Raw genomic sequence first — 21,174 nt, 5'->3', positions numbered from 1 at the left:
GCAAAAGACTTCTTGATTTGGCCGGGAGGCTAAACTATTGGCGCACCCCTGCCCGGGGCGACGGCTTCGGGCAGAACCAGATTGGTGCGGGCGTATAGCTCAGTGGTAGAGCACTATGTTGACATCGTAGGGGTCGCAAGTTCAATCCTTGCTACGCCCACCATTCCATGACAGCCCGCCGGGAAACCGGCGGGCTTCGTCGTTTATGGCTGTCGATTCAGGCCTTCAGCGACCCTTCCACTGAGGTTTGCGCTTCTCGGCAAAGGCCATCGCGCCTTCGCGCGCGTCTTCGGAGGTGAAGACACCGGCTATGTAAGGGCTCTGCTTTGCGTTCACGTCCTCGTCGGCCCAGAGCCACGAATCGCGCACCACGCCCTTCGATGCGATCACCGCCAGCGGGCCATTGCCGGCAACCCGCGCGGCAAGTTCGCGCGCTCCTTCGATGGCCGGCCCATCGGTCAGCACATTGACCAGCCCAAGTTCATGCGCGCGCTCGGCGGTGATCGGATCGCCGGTGATCGCCATTTCCATCGCTAGAGTGCGCGGCAGCAGGCGCGGCAGGATGACCATGCCGCCGCCGCCAGCGGCCATGCCGCGCTTCACTTCGGGGATGCCGAATTTCGTGCCCTTGCTGGCGACGATCATGTCGCAGGCCATGGCAAGTTCCATGCCGCCCGCCAGTGCAAAGCCATCGACCGCCGCGATCACCGGCTTCTTCGGCGTCCACGTCGTCAGTCCGCCGAATCCGCGATTTCCGGCAACCGGGTATTCACCCTTGAGGAAGCCTTTGAGGTCCATGCCCGAACAGAACGTGCCGCCTGCCCCGGTCAAGATCGCACAGCGCAAATCGCCATCGGCATCAAGCCGGTCCATGGCCGCAGCAATGGCCTCTGCCGCCTCCTTGGTCATCGCGTTCTTCGCTTCGGGACGGTTGATCGTCACCTCAAGAATGCCTTCGCGGGCCTCGACCAGCACCTGTTCGCTCACTGTGTTGCTCCCAACCTGATTTCTTCCGGCCCATCCCTGCCGTGCCGCCGATGCGAAGTCGAGCGCACCGGCGCTTAACCGCGCTTGCGATGCGGCTTTTCCCTGCTAAGGGACCGGCGAAAGTTTTCTCCCCGGGAAGGACAGACATGGCCAAGATCAAGGTAGCCAACCCCGTCGTCGAAATGGACGGCGATGAAATGACCCGCATCATCTGGCAGTGGATCCGCGAGCGGCTGATCCTGCCTTACCTAGACATCGACCTTAAGTATTATGACCTGTCGGTCGAAAAGCGCGACGAAACGGGTGACCAGATCACCATCGATTCCGCCGAAGCGACCAAGAAGTACGGCGTTGCCGTCAAGTGCGCGACGATCACCCCGGATGAAGCCCGCGTTGAGGAATTCAACCTCAAGGCCATGTGGAAGAGCCCGAACGGCACCATCCGCAACATTCTGGGCGGCACCATCTTCCGCGAACCGATCGTCATCCAGAACGTGCCCCGCCTGATCCCGGGCTGGACCGACCCCATCGTCGTCGGCCGTCACGCCTATGGTGACCAGTACCGCGCCACCGATACGTTGATCCCCGGCCCCGGCACTCTGCGCCTGGTCTTCGATGGCGACAACGGCGAATCGCTTGACCTCGAAGTGTTCAAGTTCCCCGCCGCCGGCGTGGCCATGGCGATGTACAACCTTGACGAATCGATCCGCGATTTCGCGCGCGCTTCGTTCCACTACGGCCTCGGCCTGAAGTGGCCGGTGTACCTTTCAACCAAGAACACCATCCTCAAGAAGTACGACGGCCGCTTCAAGGACCTGTTCCAGGAAGTGTTTGACGGCGAAGGCTTCAAGGAAAAGTTCGCCGAAGCCGGCATCACTTATGAACACCGCCTGATCGATGACATGGTCGCCTCGGCGCTCAAGTGGTCGGGCAAGTTCGTCTGGGCCTGCAAGAACTACGACGGCGACGTGCAGTCGGATCAGGTCGCACAGGGCTTCGGCTCGCTGGGCCTGATGACCTCGGTGCTGCTGACCCCGGACGGCAAGACCGTGGAAGCCGAAGCCGCGCACGGCACAGTTACCCGCCACTACCGTCAGCACCAGCAGGGCAAGGCAACCTCGACCAACCCGATTGCGTCGATCTTCGCCTGGACCCGCGGCCTGATGTATCGCGGCAAGTTCGATGGCACGCCTGACGTGGTGAAGTTCGCCGAGACGCTGGAACGCGTCTGCATCGAAACCGTCGAAAGCGGCAAGATGACCAAGGACCTCGCGATCCTGATCGGCCCTGAGCAGCCCTGGCTGACCACCGAAGGCTTCTTCGAGGCCATCGTCGAGAACCTCGAAGCCGCAATGGCTAACGGGGGCTAAGGCTCTTGGCCAAGCCAGTTAAAAAGGGGCCGCTCCTGCTTGCAGGTGCGGCCCTTTTTCTTGCCCTGCCGGTCATCATGCCCGCGGCGCTGGCCTTCCCTTACCGCGCGCAGGTAGGCACGTTCGATATCCGCAGCGAGGCCCCGCTGCCCCGCGCCGAGATTGAACGCGTGATCGCCGATGCCAATCGCCGCATCGCGACCAGCGCGATCGCCGATCAGCAGGGGGAGAACCGGCCGATCTATCTGACGCAGGGCGGCTGGCGCTGGGCCTGGCTGGCACTGCAGAGCCGCAAGTCGTTTGGGCTGACCCGCGCCGCAACCAGCTATATCGTGATCAACCGCAGCGATCTCGCCGCCAACCGCATGACCAACAGCCGGCCGGTGGGCGCAGCACGGACGCTGTCCTCGATCATCGCGCACGAGACCTGCCACGGCATGGAGCGCCGCCGCTATGGCCCGCTGATGTCGGTTACCAAGCCGACATGGCTGGTCGAAGGCTATTGCGATCACGTTGCGCAGGAGAGCACGCTGAGTGACGCGCGCGCCGCTGACCTCAAGGCCCGCGGGATAGATCATCCCGCCATGGTCTATTATGAAGGGCGCAAGAAAGTGGCCGCTGAACTGGCGCGCAATGGCGGTGATGTTGACCGACTGTTTGCCGAGGCGAAGTAGGCCGATCCCCCCAACCCTCGTCATTCCCGCGCAGGCGGGAACCCATCTCCCGGCATTGCCTTTCCCGCTGACGATTCGGGCGATCAGAGGTCAAAAAATGGGATCCCGCCTGCGCGGGAATGACGAGTGAAGTGCATTACCCGGCCTCAAGTCCGCCGCGTGCCTTCCGAGCGGAACAGCGGCCAGGCCAGCTGCTCAGCGGCAGTTATCTGCGGCAGGTCCTCGATACCGATCTCATCGGGATAGCGCCGGGTAATCTTGGCCGTGCCGAACACTACGTCCCAGAAGAACAGCAGGTTGCCGAAGTTGCCTTTGTAATGGGTGACTCCATCCGCCTTGTGCTTGCCGTGGTGCGCCGAGTGCGTCGACGGCGTTGAGATCGTCCGTTCGACCAGCCACATCAGCGGAGACAGCCATGCGATGGGGTACAGCGGCCGGTCCCACGGCACGTCAGAATGGGCAGAAATGATCACCAGCTGTTTGACTATGACATAGGGCACGTAAACCGCGCCTAGCCCCAGGTAGATCAACGCCCCGGAAAACCAAAGGCTGGGCATTGTCAGGTAATAGAACACGTTGTTGCGGAACACGATCCGCACCGACATGTAGCTGCCGCTGTGGTGCGCCCGGTGCAGGTTATAGAGCCAGGTGAAGCTGTGCGAGGCGCGGTGCCACCAATACTGCGCCATGTCATCGAACACGACCAGCAGTGCGATCTTGGCGAGGAGCGGAATGCCGATCAGCGCGCCGGCCTGTTCCGGTGCCGCCCATGCCATGGCCTGATAGGAAAGGAACAGCACGAGCGGCTGGTTAAGCAGCAACAGCACGGGCGATCCGATCAATTCGACCAGAATGTCGCTTCTGGTCTGTCCCGCCTTGCGCAGAAATCCGCCGCGCATCGCCTCAAGCAAGGCGAAGGCCGCAAAGATGGCCGCGATCCATAGCGCTTCGGTCTTCATGCCGATCCCCCTAATCCCGCCGTGACAAATGCCCCGCCAATGCCTTAGGTGCAAGGCATGGCTTCACCGATAGAGTTCGCACCCAATTCCCCGCTCGGCGATGCGCTGGTCATCCTTGGTGCCGCCGGCCTTGTCATTCCGCTGTTCGCGCGCTTTCGGATCACGCCGGTGATCGGGTTCATCCTGGTTGGCATGCTGGTTGGCCCGTTCGGACTGGGCGCGAAGGTCGAAGACATACCCTGGCTGTCTTACGTGACCATCTCGGACCCGGCAGGCCTTGCCCCCTATGCGGAGTTCGGCATTGTCATGCTGCTGTTTTCCGTGGGGCTGGAGCTGTCTTTCGGGCGCTTGTGGACCATGCGCCGGCTGGTCTTCGGACTGGGCGCGCTGGAGCTGATCATCGGTGCCCTGCTGATCGGCGCAGTGCTGTTCGCGATGGGCAATTCGCTGCCCACCGGGCTGGCGCTCGGTCTGGCGCTGGCGCTAAGTTCGACCGCGCTGGTGCTCAAGATCACCGATACCCGCACGCCGGTAGGCCGCGCCGCGCTGTCGATGCTGTTGTTCGAGGATATCGCTCTGGTGCCGATCATCTTCCTGCTCGGCGCAATGGGAAGCGGCGGCGAAGGCGCCGACATCTGGCGGACGCTGATGATCGGCGGGCTCACCGTGGGCGCATTGATGGTCGGCGGACGGTTGTTCCTGCCGATTTTGTTCGCACAGGCCGCCCGCACGAAGAGTCCCGAACTGTTCCTTGCCGCCAGCCTGCTGGTGGTGATCGTTGCAGCACTCGCCACGGGGGCCAGTGGCCTTTCGCCGATCGTGGGTGCACTGATCGCGGGCCTTCTGATTGCCGAAACCGACTACGCCGGTGAGGTCGAATCGATGACGGAACCCTTCAAAGGGCTCGCGCTCGGGGTTTTCCTGATCACTGTGGGCATGAGCCTCGACCTCGATCAAGTGTGGAACCGCATCTGGGAAGTGACGCTGGCGGTAGTCGCGGTGCTGGGCATCAAGGCGATCGTCACCGGCACGATCCTGCGCATGATGGGCGCGCGCGCCGGCATGTCGACTGAGACAGGCATCCTGATGGCCAGCCCTTCGGAAACGACGCTTATTGTGCTCGGAACGGCGACTTCGGTCGGCTTGATCAATAGCGATGCCGCGCAATTCTGGCAGATCGTTACCGCGCTCGGCCTGACCATCACCCCGCTGCTGGCCAAGCTGGGCAAGCGCCTCGGCAGCCGGATCGACCGGGCGGCACCCGCCACCGAGGACAGCGGTGACGATACCGTTCCGCGCGCGATCATCATCGGCTTTGGCCGCGTCGGGCGGATGGTGGCGGACATGCTGCGCAATCACGACAAGCCGTTCATCGCGCTCGATGCCGATGCTGACATCATCGCCCAGGGCGCGCGCGATGGCTATCCGGTAGTGTTCGGCGATGCCGCGCGCGGCGGCGTGCTCGGCCACCTGCACGTCGACCGGGCAAGCGCGGTCATTCTGACCATGGATGAACCCTATTCGATGCAGCGACTGGTGCGGAACCTGCGCGGGCAATACCCTGACCTGCCGATAATTGCCCGCGCTCGCGATGCCAGCCACGCTGCGCTGCTTTACAAGGCCGGTGCAAGCACCGCCGTGCCCGAAACGCTGGAAAGCTCGCTCCAGCTTTCAGAAGCGGTACTGGTCGATCTGGGCGTACCGATGGGCTTCGTCATCGCCTCGATCCACGAAAAGCGCGACGAATTCCGCGCGCAGATCATGGAGGAAGGCGGGCTGGACGAAAAGCCAAAGCTTAAGAGCGCCAGTATGCGGGAGCGTGTCACCGAATAGGGCAACCTTGCGACGCGCGGTGCTTTGAACTTTTCGTAAGGAGCGTTGCAATGTCGAAGAAGGTCAACCCAGCCGATCCCGCGAGCCGAACCGATACCAACCCTGCTCACGCCACGGGCGAGAGCCACGGCAAGATCAAGCGCCCGCAGCGCACCGACCAAACGATGAACGAAGTCGATCTCGCTCGCGGGTCGGAGGTTGAATGCCGTGAAGGTGCACGGCAGAGCGGCTGAAGCTATTTCAGGCGCGTCAGTCGGACGACAAGTCCGCCGTCGCCCTTGATCTCGGTCTTGCCGCCGACCTCAAGCTTGAATGAACGGTCGAACGACACTGTGGATGCGCCTTCTTCGCAGGCTACGCCGGGCCGCGTCCAGCTGGACGAAACGCTGAACGTGTTCTCGGCGCCGTACCCGCGGCGGCTCAAAGACACGCGAACCGAGCGGCCGTAATTGGGTGCATAACTGCCAAGGTTGGTTTTGTCGGCCGGGCAGGTTTCCGGCGCCTCGTTCACCGAGCTGTTGAACGAAGCGTTATTGTAGGATCCGACCCGCAGGTCGCCCGCCCACAGGCGTTCCGCGCCGCCCAGAACTTCGACCTGGAATACGGTTGCAGGAATCCGCGCTGGCGAAGCAATCATTGGCACCGGCATGGGCGGCGCAACCATGACGGGCGGCGGCGGTGCGGGAGGCATCGGCACCGGCCGAGTCTGCGCCGAAGCGGCTGTCGATACGACAAGCGTGAATATGATCGGTACAATGGTGCGCAAGGTAACGTCCCCCATAAATCAGAGGCATAGACTAACCAGCCCTCGCGCGGCTGGCCAGAGGGAATAAACGAGTTCCGGCAGCGAGGGACGCAGCCGGAACACCCTCGTGCGCGAAACGTTTGGCTGCAATGCAGACCCGCTCCTTCGCAATTGCCCTCCTCTCTGTGCTTTTGGCGGCGAGCGCCTGCGGAACCAGAGAGACGAAGGAAGAGGCTGCCTTGGCTGCTTCGACCAATACGCCGCCCGGCAGTCCCGGTGATCCGGGGGCATCGGCATCTCCGCAACCATCAGAGCCGCCCGCTGATCATATCGGCCCCGAACCATCCGCCACCCCAACCGTGCCCGATCCCGCCGCTGTCGCTCTGACTCTGCACGAATGGCGTTTGTCAAAAGCCGCGAAGCTCTGCGGCCCGCTCGCCTTCAAGCAGACCGGCGACCAATCCGCGCGCGTGCGGCGGGCGGAATTTTCCGGCGGCTGGGGTGTCGCTTACGACACCCCCGAAGTCCGCAGCGCCTATGGTGTCGCCGGACCCGGCTTGCTTGGCACGGACAGCCTTACCCCTGCCCGGCAGCGCGCGCGGCTGGTTAGGCAGTGGCCGCATTTTCGCGAGCTTGACCAATTCCCCCGCCCCTCCTTCGCCGGCTACGGCGTGGAAGGCGCGAGTGCCTATCCCAAGGACAACCCCGAAGGGCGCGGCCTCAATTCGGTCGCCTATGCACGGGTGCGCGGGCAGGCGTGCACGTACAACGTGTGGAGCCGGCTTGGCCGGGCACACCTCGAGTTTTTGCTGGAGAACCTCGTCCTGATCGACACCTGACCTGCGTCAGGTTGTGAGGACAGCCTTCACCGCGTACAATGCCGCCCCAGCCGCCGAACCATCCGGCCCGCCGCCCTGCGCCATGTCGGGACGTCCGCCGCCGCCCTTGCCGCCGAGCGCTTCGACGCCGGCGCGGACGAGATCGACGGCGCTGACCTTGCCGGTCAGGTCTTCGGTCACGGCTGCAGCGATGCTCGCTTTGCCGTCATTGACCGCGATGACCACGGCAACGCCCGAACCCATGCGCGCCTTCTCCTGATCAAGCAGCCCGCGAAGCTCCTTGGCGTCGAGGCCGTCGATGACCTGGCCGGAGAATTTCACCCCACCCAGTTCCTCGTCAGCCGCAGATGCCTTGGCTCCGCCGCCGCCGAGCGCGAGGGCCTTCTTGGCCTCTGCCAGTTCCTTTTCAAGCTTGCGGCGTTCGTCGAGCAGGGCGGCAACGCGTGCCTCGGCTTCGTCCGGGGTGGCTCGCAGCAGGCTCGCAACGCTCTTGAGCGCGTCCTCGCGGCCGACCAGCCACTGGCGAGCGCCTTCACCGGTAAGCGCCTCGATTCGGCGCACGCCCGAGCTGACCGCGCCTTCGGAGACAATGCGGAACAGGCCGATATCGCCCGTGGCGCGCACGTGGGTGCCGCCGCACAGTTCAACCGAATAGGTCTGGCCGCCGGCATTGCGTCCCATGGACAGCACGCGGACTTCATCACCGTACTTCTCACCGAACAGCGCCATGGCACCGGCGGCGATGGCGTCATCGGGGCTCATCAGGCGGGTGACGACTGCTTCGTTACCGCGGATTTCGGCGTTCACTTCAGCCTCGATCGCGGCAATGTCCTCAGCCGTGAGCGCCGTGGGCTGCGAGAAGTCGAAGCGCAGACGGTCCGCCGCGACGAGCGAGCCCTTCTGCGTGACATGTCCGCCCAGCCGGTTGCGCAGCGCAGCGTGAAGCAGGTGCGTGGCCGAGTGGTTGGCGCGGATCGCGTCACGGCGTTCGACGTCGATATCGAGCTTGATCGTGTCACCGACCGAAATCGAACCGCTTTCCACCGTGCCGTTGTGGGCATGCAGGCGGCCGAGCGGCTTTCCGGTGTCGGCAACGGTCAGCTTCAGGCCATTCGCGCCGGTGATTGTACCGGCATCGCCGGATTGGCCGCCGCTTTCGCCATAGAATGGCGTCTGGTTGGTGATGACCGTGACGACATCGCCCGCAGCGGCGGAGGTCACTTCCTTGCCGTCCTTCACCAGAGCGACGACCTGCGCCTCTGCCGTGGTGGCAGTGTAGCCGGTGAACTCGGTCGCGCCGACGCGTTCGGCGATGTCGAACCACACTTCGGCATCCGCCGCCTGCCCCGAACCCTTCCAAGCGGCGCGGGCAGCGGCCTTCTGACGCTCCATCGCGGCGTCGAAGCCGGCCTTGTCCACGCCGATGCCGCGCGCGCGCAGCGCATCTTCGGTGAGGTCATAGGGGAAGCCGAAAGTGTCATAGAGCTTGAATGCGGTTTCGCCCGGAAGCTCGCCGCCATCGCTCATGTCGCCTGTGGCTTCGTCGAGCAGCTTGAGCCCGTTGGCCAGAGTCTGGCGGAACTTGGTTTCCTCGCGCTCCAGAACTTCGCGGATCAGTGGTTCAGCGCGGCCGAGTTCGGGATAGGCCTGGCCCATCTCGATCACCAGTGCAGGCACCAGACGGTGCATCAACGGGTCCTTCGCACCGAGCAGGTGGGCGTGGCGCATGGCGCGGCGCATGATGCGGCGCAGGACATAGCCGCGCCCTTCGTTGCTCGGCAGCACGCCATCGGCCAGCAGGAAGCTGGTCGAGCGCAGGTGGTCGGCGATCACGCGGTGGCTCGCCTGATGCTCGCCCCGTGCGGCCACGCCGGTGAGGCTTTCCGATGCGGCGATCAGCGCCTTGAAGGTATCGGTATCGTAATTGTCGTGCACGCCCTGCATAACGGCGGAGACGCGCTCCAGCCCCATGCCGGTATCGATGCTGGGTTTGGGCAAGTCGGCAACGATCTCGCCCGCGGCCTGCTCGAACTGCATGAACACAAGGTTCCAGATCTCGATGAAGCGGTCACCATCCTCGTCTGGCGATCCGGGAGGGCCGCCGGGGATGTGATCGCCGTGATCGAAGAAGATTTCCGAGCAGGGTCCGCACGGTCCATCATCGCCCATCGCCCAGAAATTGTCCTTGGTCGCAATTCGGATGATGCGATCGTCGGGCAGGCCGGCGATCTTCTGCCACAGGGCAAAAGCCTCGTCATCGGTGTGATAGACGGTGGCGAGCAGCTTGTCCTTGGGAAGGCCCCATTCCTTGGTCAGCAGAGTCCAGGCGTGGGTGATCGCCTGTTCCTTGAAGTAATCGCCGAACGAGAAATTACCAAGCATTTCGAAGAACGTATGATGCCGCGCGGTATAGCCGACGTTGTCCAGATCGTTGTGCTTGCCGCCGGCGCGAACGCACTTCTGGCTGGACGTGGCGCGCGGGTTGGCGCGCGTTTCAAGCCCGGTGAAGACGTTCTTGAACGGGACCATGCCCGCATTGGTGAACATCAACGTCGGATCGTTGAACGGCACCAGCGGCGCAGATTGCACCACATCGTGCCCGTTCGAGCCGAAGTAATCGAGAAATGAGCGGCGGATTTCGTTCGTCGAAGTCATGCTGCGCCGATAGGACAGTCGCGGATTTGCGGCAAGTGCGAAGCCATATGCGGTGAACCAATCAGGCGATGGCGGGCAGCATGACCTTGAGGCCGCCGGGGGCAATGCGGAAGGTCAGCGGGAATTCGAGCTCGATCACCTCGCCATCAAGCGCAAGGTGGTGCGTTCCGTGACGATAGGCGACCACTTCTCGCGCGCTTTCGATTGCCGCGAAGTCCGCCCGTCGGTCGACCTTGCCGCGCATGATCCGCCATGCCGCCAGCAGCAACCCCGGTCCGCCGCGCTGGGCTACAGCGAACAGGGAAAGCTCGCCGTCCTGCAGGGTTTCGCGCTGGCCAATGCGGCCCTTTTCCAACGAATAGAGGTTGTTACCGATAAACAGCAGCGGTGTTTTCACCCGGCGGCGCGTGCCATCAACGTCCAGGTCCAGCCGCCGCGTTCCGGGGCGGACCAGCACATGCAGGGCAGCCGGCAAGGTTGCCAGCCATTTCGGCAGGTTTCGTCGGTCGCGGTCTTCGACCATGCGTGCGTAGAGGCCAAGCGAGGCATTGTTGAGGAACAGCCGCTCACCCGCATAGCCGACATCTACCGCGTCGCAGCGGCCATGGGCCGCGACCTGCGCCGCCTGTTCCAGCGTGCCATCAAGGCCGATGTCGCGCGCGAAATGATTGCGGGTGCCTAATGGCAGCACAGCAAGGCACCGCCCCTCCCCAGCGAGCCGCGCCGCGGCGCTGGCGAGTGTGCCATCGCCGCCGCCGACCGCGACGACCGGGGCGCTGGTTGCGGCAATGGCCTGATCGAGGTCCTTGGCCTTGACCAGTTTCAGGTCAATTGCTTGTCCGGTCGGGGCAAAGGCATCGTGGATCGCGTCAGGCAGCGTATCGCCAAGCCCGGCAGCCGTGCCACCTTCGCAATTGATCACGACAGGAAGGACCTGGCGATGCATCCGGGTCAAACGTCTGAAACGTGTCGACGTTCCCGCCACTACGTCCGGATCAGTCGCGGCGGGCGGTGACAATCCACGCGGCCGCAGCGAAAGCCACCACGCCTTCGCGCGCATTCCGTCTGATCCATCCGGCGAGTCGGCCCGCCAGAACTTCACGCGCTTCGCCGTGAAGCTCGCGGATGATCGGGGCGAGCGGGCCGATGCGGGCGAAGAAATCCGTCGCCTGCGCCTCGGCATCGTCACCGCTGCCTGCGACATAGGCGAAATCGCAGGGCTCGATGCGAATTCCACTCCAACCGGCCTGGGTCAGGATGTCGCTGATGCGCTCGGGATTGGCGAAGGCGAACGGACCTGGCGCATATGGATCAGAGGGTGCGGGAACTCCAGGGAGCAGCGCGGCAAGCCCGGTCATCCACGGGTTCTCCTCGCGTGAACGAAAGCAGGAGAACGCCAGCCGGGCATCAGCCGCGGAAATGGTCCGCAGGTGCGTGAAGGCAGCGACGGGATCGTCGAAGAACATGACGCCGTGGCGCGAGACGTAAAGGTCTGGTGCGAAACCCTCCGGCTCCCAGCTCGCCGCATCCGCGCAGAGGAACCGTGCTGCGCTTTTGGCCCCAGCGCGTTCGTTGGCGGTCTCGACCAGGTCAGGCGAAACGTCGACGCCGATAATCTGTGCTTCGGGGCGTTGGCGCGACAGGGCGAGCGAAAGCTCACCCGCGCCGCAGCCGATGTCGACCACGCGGCTGCCCGGCAGGGCGGCGATGACGTGGAGCAGTTCCTCGGTCAGCCCGGCAAAGCTGCGGTCGGTCAGTTGCCAGCTCTGCGCCCAGGCCTTGCCAACCCGGTCTTGCCATTCGCTCTTGCCTGTCATTCGCCCGGTCTAGGTGCCGGATAGTCTATAAACAAACAGAATCCGCTTGCGACTCACCGTCAAGAGGCAGACCATCCCGCCATGTCCCAAGCGCGTCTGACGCTGGACCGCGCCCGGCGCGCCTTCACGCAAGAGGAGGCGGATCATGGGTTACACCCCAAACACCACTGGAACGAATGGCAGTACATCCACCCGTGCGGTCGCGCTTGTCGGGCCGGCCGGCACGGGCAAGACCAGTCTGGCCGAGGCGCTGCTCTATGCCAGCGGCGCGATCAACCGGCAGGGCACGATCGAGGCCGGCAATACCGTGGGCGATGCCAGCCCGGAGGCGCGCAGCCGGCGCGGCTCGACCGAAATCAATTGCATGCATTTCGACTATCTGGGCGATCGCTTCGCGCTGATCGACACGCCCGGCGCGGCCGGTTTCGCCGCCGATGGCCTTGCCGCATTGCCCGCCGCCGACATGGCGATCGTGGTTATAGACCCGGCCCCTGAACGCGCGGCGCTGGCCGAACCGATGCTGCGGCGGCTGGACGAACTGGGCATTCCCCATGCCATCTTCGTCAACAAGATCGAGACAGCCCGATCCGGTGCGGTCCGCAACCTGATCGCCGAGTTGCAACCGATGAGCCGCGAACCGCTGGCCTTGCGCCAGATACCGATCTGGGAGGGCGAGCAGGTGACCGGCTATGTCGATCTGGCACTGGAACGTGCCTATCGCTACCGTCCGGGCAAGGCGAGCGAGCGGGTGGACATGCCCGGCGCAGTGCTGGAGCGCGAGAAGGCCGAGAGGTCGCACCTGCTCGAGACACTGGCCGACTTCGACGATAACCTGATGGAAGCGCTGCTGATGGATGAGCAGCCTGATCCGGACACCATCATGGCCGATCTCGCGGTCGATACCGGGAGCAACAAGATCGTTCCGATCCTGCTCGGTTCGGCACTGACCGATGGCGGGGTCAACCGATTGCTCAAGTTCCTGCGGCATGAGGCACCAGCTCCTGCCGCCGCCGGGGAGCGGCTTGGCTTGGCTGAGGGCGGCGCGCTGCACGTGTTCAAAGTAACCAATGCCGGTGCGATGGGCAGGCTGGCGCTGGCCCGCGTGCTGGGCGAGCCGCTGAGCGAAGGGGCGGAACTGCTGGTCGACGGTGAGCCTTCGCGCACCGGATCGATCTTCTTCATGCAGGGTGACAAGACGGCCAAGCAGGCTGCCGCTGCGCCGGGCGACATCGTCGCCGTAGCGAAGGTGGATGGGGCGCGGGCCGGATCGCTGCTTGGGGGCCGGAAAACGAGCCTGCGCGGCGAGTTCGGCGTGACCCCGCCGGTGCGCAATGCGGCGCTGGCCATCACGACGCGGGACAGGAAGGACGATGTAAAGCTGTCGACCGCCCTGCACCGACTTTGCGAGGAGGATGCCGGGCTGCACTGGCTGCAGGATGATGCCAGCCACGAGACCATCCTGCGCGGGATCAACGACGAGCACCTGTCTGTCGTGCTAGGGCGACTGGATCGGCGATACGGGGTGGCCGTCGAGGGGCATCCGCCGAGCATCGCTTACCGGGAATCGATCCGCAAACCGGCGGGCGCGCGCGGGCGGCACAAAAAGCAGTCGGGCGGACACGGCCAGTATGGTGACTGCGTGATCGAAATCCGGCCATTGGGACGCGGCGAAGGCTTCCGCTTTGAGGACCGGATCACCGGCGGCGCCATCCCGCGCCAGTATATTCCGGCGGTTGAGGCGGGCATTCGGGATGCCATGGAGAAGGGTCCGCTGGGCTTTCCGGTGGTCGACGTGGCGGTGACATTGACCGACGGGTCATTCCATTCGGTAGATTCGAGCGAGCTGGCGTTCCGGGTGGCGGGAAGGATGGCAATGGCTGAGGCATTGGCCAAGTCCGCGCCTTACCTGCTCGAACCGGTCATGCGGGTGAGTGTCGATACGCCTTCCGGAACCGGGTCGAAAGCCGGGTCGGTGCTGTCTAGCCGGCGCGGACGGATCCTTGGCCTTTCACCGCATCCGGACTGGGCTCGCTGGGAGCGGGTTGATGCCCTGTTGCCCGAAGCTGGCATTCATGGACTTGATGCCGAATTGCGGTCGCTGAGCCAGGGTCTTGCCGGGTACCACGCCGAATTTGATCACCTGGCCGAACTGGGTGGCAAGCAGGCGGACGAAGTGGTGAAGGCGCGAACGGCACAGGCGGCCTGATCGCCCGTGCCCAAAAGCGAACCGGCGCGAAGGGGATGCCTTCGCGCCGGTTGCTTGTTCCGAGCCACCCGGGACTGGTCGGGCTTGATGGCTCCTTGAAGATCAGATGTCGTCGTCTGCGTCCGGACCCGTCATCATCTCTTCGGCGACCTTGTCGGTCTGGCCGCGGATAGCGGCTTCCAGACGGTCGCAAACTTCTGGGTGTTCCTTGAGGTAGGTCTTCGAATTCTCACGCCCCTGACCGATGCGGATTGAATCGTAGGAGAACCATGCGCCCGACTTCTCGACGATGCCGGCCTTGACGCCGAGATCGAGGATTTCGCCGATTTTGGAGATGCCTTCACCGTACATGATGTCGAATTCGACCTGCTTGAACGGCGGGGCGACCTTGTTCTTGACGACCTTCACGCGGGTCGTGTTGCCGACGATATCGTCGCGATCCTTGATCTGGCCGGTGCGGCGGATGTCGAGACGGACCGAAGCGTAGAACTTGAGCGCATTACCGCCAGTCGTGGTTTCCGGGTTGCCGTACATCACGCCAATCTTCATGCGCAGCTGGTTGATGAAGATCACCATGCAGCGCGAACGGCTGATCGAACCGGTCAGCTTGCGCAAGCTCTGGCTCATCAAACGGGCCTGCAGGCCGACGTGGCTGTCACCCATTTCGCCTTCGATTTCGGCGCGGGGCACAAGCGCGGCGACCGAGTCGATCACCAGCACGTCGATCGCGTTAGAGCGGACCAGCGTATCGACGATTTCGAGTGCCTGTTCGCCGGTATCGGGCTGCGACACGATCAGTTCGTCGATGTTGACGCCCAGCTTCTTGGCATAGGCCGGATCGAGCGCGTGTTCGGCGTCGACGAAAGCGGCCGTGCCGCCGGTCTTCTGCGCTTCGGCAATGCAATGCAGCGCCAGAGTGGTCTTGCCCGAGCTTTCCGGACCGTAGATCTCGATCACCCGTCCGCGCGGCAGCCCGCCGACGCCAAGGGCGATATCGAGACCAAGCGAGCCGGTCGAAACCGACTCAACTTCCATGGTTTCCTTCGAACCGAGCTTCATCGCGCTGCCCTTGCCGAATGCACGATCGATCTGGGCCAAGGCGGCTTCAAGCGCCTTCTGCCGGTCTGAATCCTTCATGTTACCGTCTTTGCCTTCCTGAATCAGCTTGAGCTGCGCTGCCATGATTAGTCCCCTCTGCCTAGGTGGCGGCGACCGGAAAGGTCAACCTCTGCGAATCGATGTATCGCATTTGTTCTTATGGAACAAGAAGGGAACGAGAACATTTTTGGAACATTTCATACATTATTGAAATAAAGAGTATTTTTGGCTCTCGCCATCGCGCACCGGGTCCCACCACAGGTATTTCCGGATCCGTTCCATATCTCGGCGCGAATCATCGGCGTATAAATGAAAGCCCCGCCGCACCGGGACTGGCGGTGCGGCAGGGCCCAGGGAAACGGCAGCTTGGCCGGTCAGTCGCCGATGGCGACCTTCAGCCGCACGCCCCAGGTCCGCGGGGCGCCATAGATGATGCCGCCATCGGCGCTTGAGCTGTTCTGGATCTGGGTGGCGATATAGGTCTTGTTGCCCAGGTTGTTGACGTAGCCTTCGAGCTTGTACTTGCTTCCGAGGTCAAAGGTCAGCCGCGCATCGAAAATGTCTCGCCCGGGAACCAGCGTGTTCACGCTGGGGAACGGGGTCGCATACTGCTGGGCGATGTGCGACCACTGCACACGCGGGGTCATGTCGATGCCGCCGAATGCGAAGGTGTACTGCACGCCCGCATTCATCGTCCATTCGGGCGAGAACGGCAGGCCCCGATCCTTTGGCACAAAGCGCAGGTTAGTGGCGCAGCCGGCGTCAGTACCGGGCGAATTCGTGTCCGAGATGCAAGCCGAATTGCTGAATTTGGAGTCGAGGTAGCCGAGGCCGAAGTTGAACCCCAACCCGCCGAACTGGCCGGTAATTTCCAGCTCGGCCCCCTTGGCATGGCCGGCCAGCGCGTTCTGGGTCACCGGCAGGCCGCCGACGAGGCTGGACAGCTGGATGTCCTTGTAAACCGAATAGAACACGTCGCCGTTCACGCGCAGGTGGCGATCAAGGAATTCGGTCTTGAAGCCGAGTTCGTAGACGAAGTTGCGTTCAGGCAGGAAGTTGGGCGTGTTCGGCGTCAGGTTCACGCCGCCAGCCTTGTAGCCCTTGGAGGCGGTCAGGTAGATGAGGTTGTCATCGTTGACGTGATAGTTGACACCCAACTTGCCGGTCAGCTGGCTGGTCGCGATCTGGCTGACATAGGGCAAGGTGAAGCCCGCCCCCGGAACGGCAGTGCGGGTGTAGACCTGCTTGTCCCAAGAATAGCGTCCGCCTACGATCAATTCGAGCTTGTCAGTTGCGAAGTAGTTGACCTGCCCGAACAACGACTCGCTGGAGTTCTTCGCCGACGAGATGATCGTCGAAGTCGAACTGACGAAATCGCGCGTGTTGTTATTGTCACGCAGCAGGGTGACCGGCACGGTTTCATCCATCAGGAAGCCGCCGAGCACCCACTGCAAGGGCCCCTGGCCGATTGAAAGCAGGTTCACTTCACTGATGAAGGTCTTGAATTCGGTCGTCGCGCGGCTGACCCGGCCGACGTTGCCGGCAGGTGGACGCGGCAGCGCGGTGGCGGTGCGATCGCCGTCGGTCTGGTCATAGGTATGGCCATCCTGCCATGACACCATGCCGCGAACGGCGACGCCATCCGACAGGTCATAGCGCGCTTCGCTCGACAGGCGATAACCGGCCTGATCCTGATAGGAGCGGGCGTCTTCCTCGATCACGAAGGGGTTCGCGGTGACGAGATCGTTGCGGTTCTTCACCGCGTTGTTGTCCGACTTCACATCGAAGTATTCGCCGCGGACGTTGACCTTCAAGCGCCCATCCGCACCTTCCATCACCAGGCTGGCGCGGATCGCGTCCATATCGAGATTGCCCGGCTGGCTTTGGGCGTTGGCGGCGATGTTGCGGGTGAAGCTGTCGCGTTCCTCGTGAAGGTAGGCAATGCGCAGTCCTACTGACTGGCCGCCCATTTCTGCCGTGGCAATTGCCCGGACGCGGCCATAGTCACCGACTGTCACATCGGCAGTGGCACCGTGCGAATTGAACTTAGGATCGGGCGTGCGAACATAGATTGCGCCGCCGGTAGAGTTTTGGCCGCTCAAAGTACCTTGCGGGCCGCGCAGAACTTCCATCGATGCGATGTCATAGAAGCTGTGACCGATGAACTGTTCGTGCGGGATCAGCACGCCATCGATGTAATAGGCGACGCCCGGGTTGGACGTCGGTGCCGACTGGGCAATGCCCACGCCGCGAATGTTAACGAAGGTCGAGCGGTTGAACGTGTTGATCGCGATCGAGGGGGCGACCTGCTGGATATCGTTGAGGTTGGTTACGCCCTTGCGCTGCAGTTCCTCACCCGAAAGCACGGTTGCCGAGATCGGCACGTTCTGCAGGTTCTGCTCGCGGCGTTCCGCGGTGACGACGATTTCCGAAAGCGCGCCGTCGTTGGCCTGGGGATCACCGCTGTCCGATTGTGCCATGGCTGGCATCGAAACACCGGTCAGCATCAAAGCAATCACGCCACGTGTAAAGTTTCGCATCTGTCCTCACCCTGCAACATTATTGTCTGGTGAAACGGACGTTATGCAAGCCCTTGCATAGGTCAAGAGAATTGCTCTCACACATAGTCATTCTGCGTTCAGGCGATGCAGCGCGGCAACACTTGTGCCGGCGCGGCGGGAGCCGAGACCTTATCCGTGCGCCGTGCCCAGCACACCGCCCACCTTGTCGCTGATCTGCTGAACCGAGAACGGCTTGGGCAAGAAATGCACGCCGTCGAGGTGGATTTCCTTGCGCAGTTGCTCCTCGGCATAGCCCGACATGAACAGCACCGGCATCTGCGGGTGTATGGCGCGGATGGCCTTGGCCATGGCGGGGCCGTCCATCACCGGCATGACGACGTCCGAGACGACGATGTCGAACATCTCGCCCGCCTGGACACGCTCCAGCCCTTCCTCGCCGTCGCTGGCGGTGGTGACGGTGTAACCGGCGCGGGTCAGCGCGCGTTCGGCGACGGCACGCACGGTATCCTCGTCCTCGACCAGCAGCACATTGCCGCCGCCTGACCATGCCGCCTTGGGTTCCGGCTTGGCGAGCAGGCCGGCATTGGCGGGTTCACCGTGATGCACCGGCAGGTAGACAGTGAACTTGGTGCCCCGGCCCGGCTCGCTGTCAGCAAAGATGAAGCCGCCCGACTGCTTGACGATGCCATAGACAGTCGACAGCCCCAGCCCGGTCCCGCGCCCCTGTTCCTTGGTGGTGAAGAACGGTTCGAAAATCTTGCCGAGGTGTTCGGGCGCGATGCCGCTGCCGGTATCCTCGACGATCAGCGCGGTATAATCACCCTGCGGAATGATCTCGCTGCGCATGGCGCGCACCGCGTCGGAGGTCACCCGGCGGGTGGAGAGCGTCAGCTTGGCATGGCCGTCAAGCTTGCCCGCCATGGCATCGCGGGCATTGACCACGAGATTCATAATGACCTGCTCAAGCTGGGTCGGATCGGCGCGGACGGCACCCAGATCACGGTCGTGGCTGATAGTGAAGTGGATTTTCTCCCCCACCAGCCGCTTGAGCATCTGGCCAATGTCAGCAACCACGTCGGGCAATTGCAGCACTTCGGGGCGCAGCGTCTGCTGGCGGCTGAAGGCGAGAAGTTGACGCGTCAGGCTGGCGGCGCGGTTGGAATTGGCGCGGATCTGCTGGATGTCGTCGTAATCGCTGTCCCCCGGCGTGTGGCGCAGCAGCATGAGATCGCAGGTGCCAAGGATCGCGGTGAGCACATTGTTGAAATCGTGCGCCACGCCGCCCGCCAGCTGCCCCACGGCCTGCATCTTGGTGGCTTGGGCAACCTGCCGCTTGAGCCGGGTTTCCTCGGTGCTGTCAGTCAGGCCGAGCAGCACCGCCGCCTCACCCAGCCCGCGCACTCCGGCAAGGCTCAGCGATACCGGCTCGTCCGGCTGGTGCTTCAGCCGCACGGCGATGTCGCCGCTCGCCGCAGAGCCCTGCGCATAGCGGCGCACGGCGTCGGACAGCGCGCCCTTGTCTTCCTTGACCACAAGGTCGGTCGGATAGGTCGGAGGCGCCTCGCCCTCCATCCCGGCAGCGCGCATGAAGGCCGGGTTGGCGAAGAGCAGGTGCCCGTCCCGGTCGGCCATGGCGAGGCCAAGCGGCAATTGCCCCAGCAGCGCTTCAAGATGCGGCGCGGCGGTTGGCGCGTCGCGCTCCGCCCCGCCGCCGATGGCGATGCCAGCATCGACCACCAGCATCAGCGAGGGCACTTTCTCCATATCGGGATCGCCGGCATCGGGATCGGCGACAGGCACGTAATACATGGTCAGTGCCGAACCGCGGCGGCCTTCGCGCGCCCAGGTCAGGCGCTCGCGGTCGTCCTGCTGGAGGTAGGAGACGAACGGCTTGCCGACCAGAACCGCGCGGGCATCGCCGGTGGCGCGTTCGGCAAAGCCTGGGCTGGCGCTGCGGATATCGCCTTCGGCATCGACCAGGGCTGCGGCAATGCCGTATTTGCCCAGAGCCCGGCCCGTCTTGCCCTCGATGGCCCGCGCCGTGTCGGCCACCGGATCGGCGACCGTAAGCGCGGTGAAGCGCCAGATGAGGTAGTCGTCGGCCCGGCCGACGCGTTCAGCCTCGACACGCCAGCGCCCCACGCCACTCTCGACCATTTCGGCCTGTCCCATGCCATCGCGCCAGGCGGTGCGGGCGGCCTTGGTCAGGCGTTCGAGCGAGGCGCCGTCGACGTCGAGCTTGGGGGGTGACTGGCTGGTGCCGAACCAGCTTTCGTAAAGCGCATTGGCGCAGGTCAGCCGGCCGGCGCGGTCGGTGATGCACATGCCGGCGTCCGGGCGGGCAATCGCGGCGACAGTCACCGACCAATCGGGCATTGCCCAATCAGCCTTGCTTTCGGGGGTATCGCGGCGGGTCAGCAGATAACCGATGCCGCCCAGCGCAATCACGCCGCCACCAAAGCCGGCGAGCGCGGCAATTGAGCGGGTCGCATACCATATCAATGCAAGCGAAAGCGCTACGGCCAGCACCACGGCCAGCCGTTCGTTCAGGGAGTTGGAAGGGTTCGGCGCCGAAGCGCTCACCCTTGCTCCGCCTTCATGCCTTCCAGTTTCACGCGGCGCTTGTGGCGCACCCACCAGTTCCAGGTAAAGACCGCGATGAAATAACCCACAACCGAAACTACGAGACTGATGATCAGCAGCCCGGAAACGAGTGCAGGGGCCGCATCGGAAAACAGCCACGACAGCCACTGGTCCAGCCCCGCGCCGTGCGCGTAGAGCGACTGGAAGGTCGAAAGATCAGCGTGATAACCTAGCGAGTTGCCGAGATAGATAGATCCAGCCACGATCAGCGGCGTAGTCGCCGGATTGGACAGGAAGGTCATCGCCGCGGCAATCGGGATATTGCCGCGCACCGGCACACACATCAATGCCGCGCCGATGATCTGGATGCCCGGGATCAATGCAAAGATGCCAACCAGCAGCCCGACAAACACGCCGCGCGGCACGGAGCGCCGGGTAAAGCGCCACAATTCGGCCCGCCGGGCGAGCGGCGCGATGAAGCGCACGTTCTCCAGATCCTCGCGCTTGGGCAAGTTGCGGTGGCTCCAGGCAGCGATGCGCGCGAACATTCCCATTGGTCTCGCTGATGTAGTCATTGGATAGGGCTCCCGAAAGGGGACCCTAGGGCGAAATTCATTGCAACACGATGAAGACCGGCATTAGCGCGACCGGCACCCCAAAAGGAAACAACCGTTACTTGTGTTCGCGCAAGATGCGCTGCTGATCGCGCTTCCAGTCACGGTCCTTGATCGTTGCGCGCTTGTCGGCGTTGTTCTTGCCCTTGGCGAGCGCCAGTTCGACTTTCGCCCGCCCGCGGCCATTGAAATAGATCGACAGCGGGACCAGCGTCATGCCCTTGCGCTCAACCGCACCGGTGAACTTGGCGATTTCGCGCTCTTTCAGCAGC

The 21,174-nt window shown here is 63.6% G+C and carries 17 protein-coding genes and 1 tRNA gene; 7 read left to right on the top strand and 11 right to left on the bottom strand.

All coding sequences use genetic code 11. The features are described 5' to 3' along the window. The first annotated feature begins 88 nt into the window (after positions 1–88). A tRNA-Val gene (locus tag RMO89_RS06100) sits at positions 89–163 on the top strand. Positions 164–225: 62 nt separating this feature from the next. Here the strand turns inward: RMO89_RS06100 and RMO89_RS06095 are convergent. Continuing rightward, complete coding sequence (locus tag RMO89_RS06095) at positions 226–987, bottom strand: crotonase/enoyl-CoA hydratase family protein (RefSeq protein ID WP_310531854.1); 762 nt, start codon at positions 985–987, stop codon at positions 226–228. 146 nt (positions 988–1,133) lie between these two features. On the opposite strand from RMO89_RS06095, the gene RMO89_RS06090 reads away from it, so the two are divergent. Together RMO89_RS06090 and RMO89_RS06085 are read left to right on the top strand one after the other, a co-directional pair. Continuing rightward, positions 1,134–2,357: an NADP-dependent isocitrate dehydrogenase gene (locus tag RMO89_RS06090; protein WP_310531853.1), complete on the top strand. Its 1,224-nt coding sequence runs from the start codon at positions 1,134–1,136 to the stop codon at positions 2,355–2,357. Positions 2,358–2,434: 77 nt separating this feature from the next. After that, on the top strand, positions 2,435–3,031 hold the full coding sequence (locus tag RMO89_RS06085) for a hypothetical protein (protein WP_310531852.1): 597 nt from the start codon (positions 2,435–2,437) through the stop codon (positions 3,029–3,031). Positions 3,032–3,177: 146 nt separating this feature from the next. Here the strand turns inward: RMO89_RS06085 and RMO89_RS06080 are convergent, their stop codons facing one another. Continuing rightward, positions 3,178–3,990 carry a sterol desaturase family protein gene (locus RMO89_RS06080; protein ID WP_310531851.1) on the bottom strand — a complete coding sequence of 271 codons (813 nt, stop codon included), beginning with the start codon at positions 3,988–3,990 and terminating at the stop codon, positions 3,178–3,180. 57 nt (positions 3,991–4,047) lie between these two features. Between RMO89_RS06080 and RMO89_RS06075 the strand changes: the two genes are divergently transcribed. Together RMO89_RS06075 and RMO89_RS06070 are read left to right on the top strand one after the other, a co-directional pair. Continuing rightward, a complete protein-coding gene (locus RMO89_RS06075) occupies positions 4,048–5,823 on the top strand; it encodes a cation:proton antiporter (protein WP_310531850.1) in 1,776 nt (591 codons plus the stop codon). A 50-nt stretch (positions 5,824–5,873) separates the two neighbouring features. Then, entirely contained in the window at positions 5,874–6,056 is a 183-nt protein-coding gene (locus tag RMO89_RS06070; RefSeq protein ID WP_310531849.1) for a hypothetical protein, read from the top strand. 2 nt (positions 6,057–6,058) lie between these two features. Here RMO89_RS06070 and RMO89_RS06065 read toward each other — a convergent pair whose 3' ends face one another. Beyond that, complete coding sequence (locus RMO89_RS06065; RefSeq protein WP_310531847.1) at positions 6,059–6,589, bottom strand: hypothetical protein; 531 nt, start codon at positions 6,587–6,589, stop codon at positions 6,059–6,061. 218 nt (positions 6,590–6,807) lie between these two features. On the opposite strand from RMO89_RS06065, the gene RMO89_RS06060 reads away from it, so the two are divergent. Next, complete coding sequence (locus RMO89_RS06060) at positions 6,808–7,407, top strand: hypothetical protein (protein ID WP_310531845.1); 600 nt, start codon at positions 6,808–6,810, stop codon at positions 7,405–7,407. A gap of 6 nt (positions 7,408–7,413) precedes the next feature. Here RMO89_RS06060 and alaS read toward each other — a convergent pair whose 3' ends face one another. The 3 genes from alaS to RMO89_RS06045 form a co-directional block, all read right to left on the bottom strand. Beyond that, entirely contained in the window at positions 7,414–10,062 is a 2,649-nt protein-coding gene (alaS, locus tag RMO89_RS06055) for an alanine--tRNA ligase (protein ID WP_310531843.1), read from the bottom strand. 61 nt (positions 10,063–10,123) lie between these two features. Further along, positions 10,124–11,008 (bottom strand): diacylglycerol kinase family protein, encoded by an 885-nt coding sequence (locus RMO89_RS06050; RefSeq protein ID WP_310531842.1) that lies wholly within the window; start codon positions 11,006–11,008, stop codon positions 10,124–10,126. A gap of 49 nt (positions 11,009–11,057) precedes the next feature. Beyond that, the gene (locus RMO89_RS06045; protein ID WP_310531841.1) at positions 11,058–11,879 is read right to left on the bottom strand and encodes a class I SAM-dependent methyltransferase; all 822 of its coding nucleotides are present in this window, start codon (positions 11,877–11,879) and stop codon (positions 11,058–11,060) included. A 145-nt stretch (positions 11,880–12,024) separates the two neighbouring features. On the opposite strand from RMO89_RS06045, the gene RMO89_RS06040 reads away from it, so the two are divergent. Beyond that, positions 12,025–14,085, top strand: coding sequence for an elongation factor G (locus tag RMO89_RS06040; protein ID WP_310531839.1), 2,061 nt, complete (start codon positions 12,025–12,027; stop codon positions 14,083–14,085). A gap of 102 nt (positions 14,086–14,187) precedes the next feature. Here RMO89_RS06040 and recA read toward each other — a convergent pair whose 3' ends face one another. The 5 genes from recA to RMO89_RS06015 form a co-directional block, all read right to left on the bottom strand. After that, positions 14,188–15,267: a recombinase RecA gene (gene recA / locus RMO89_RS06035; RefSeq protein ID WP_310531837.1), complete on the bottom strand. Its 1,080-nt coding sequence runs from the start codon at positions 15,265–15,267 to the stop codon at positions 14,188–14,190. Positions 15,268–15,557: 290 nt separating this feature from the next. Continuing rightward, complete coding sequence (locus tag RMO89_RS06030; RefSeq protein WP_310531836.1) at positions 15,558–17,663, bottom strand: TonB-dependent receptor domain-containing protein; 2,106 nt, start codon at positions 17,661–17,663, stop codon at positions 15,558–15,560. A 210-nt stretch (positions 17,664–17,873) separates the two neighbouring features. Continuing rightward, on the bottom strand, positions 17,874–20,288 hold the full coding sequence (locus tag RMO89_RS06025; protein ID WP_310531835.1) for an ATP-binding protein: 2,415 nt from the start codon (positions 20,286–20,288) through the stop codon (positions 17,874–17,876). Next, on the bottom strand, positions 20,285–20,863 hold the full coding sequence (locus RMO89_RS06020; RefSeq protein WP_409035518.1) for a DUF2062 domain-containing protein: 579 nt from the start codon (positions 20,861–20,863) through the stop codon (positions 20,285–20,287). The genes RMO89_RS06025 and RMO89_RS06020 overlap by 4 nt, the downstream gene beginning before the upstream one ends. A gap of 97 nt (positions 20,864–20,960) precedes the next feature. Further along, positions 20,961–21,174: SsrA-binding protein (locus RMO89_RS06015; protein ID WP_310531834.1), on the bottom strand; the 214-nt coding region annotated here is incomplete at its 5' end.

Source organism: Novosphingobium sp. (assembly GCF_031424035.1).
Taxonomy (GTDB): Bacteria; Pseudomonadota; Alphaproteobacteria; order Sphingomonadales; family Sphingomonadaceae; genus Novosphingobium.
Note: the sequence above shows the minus strand (reverse complement) of the source record. Positions and strands in the feature narration are given on the sequence as shown.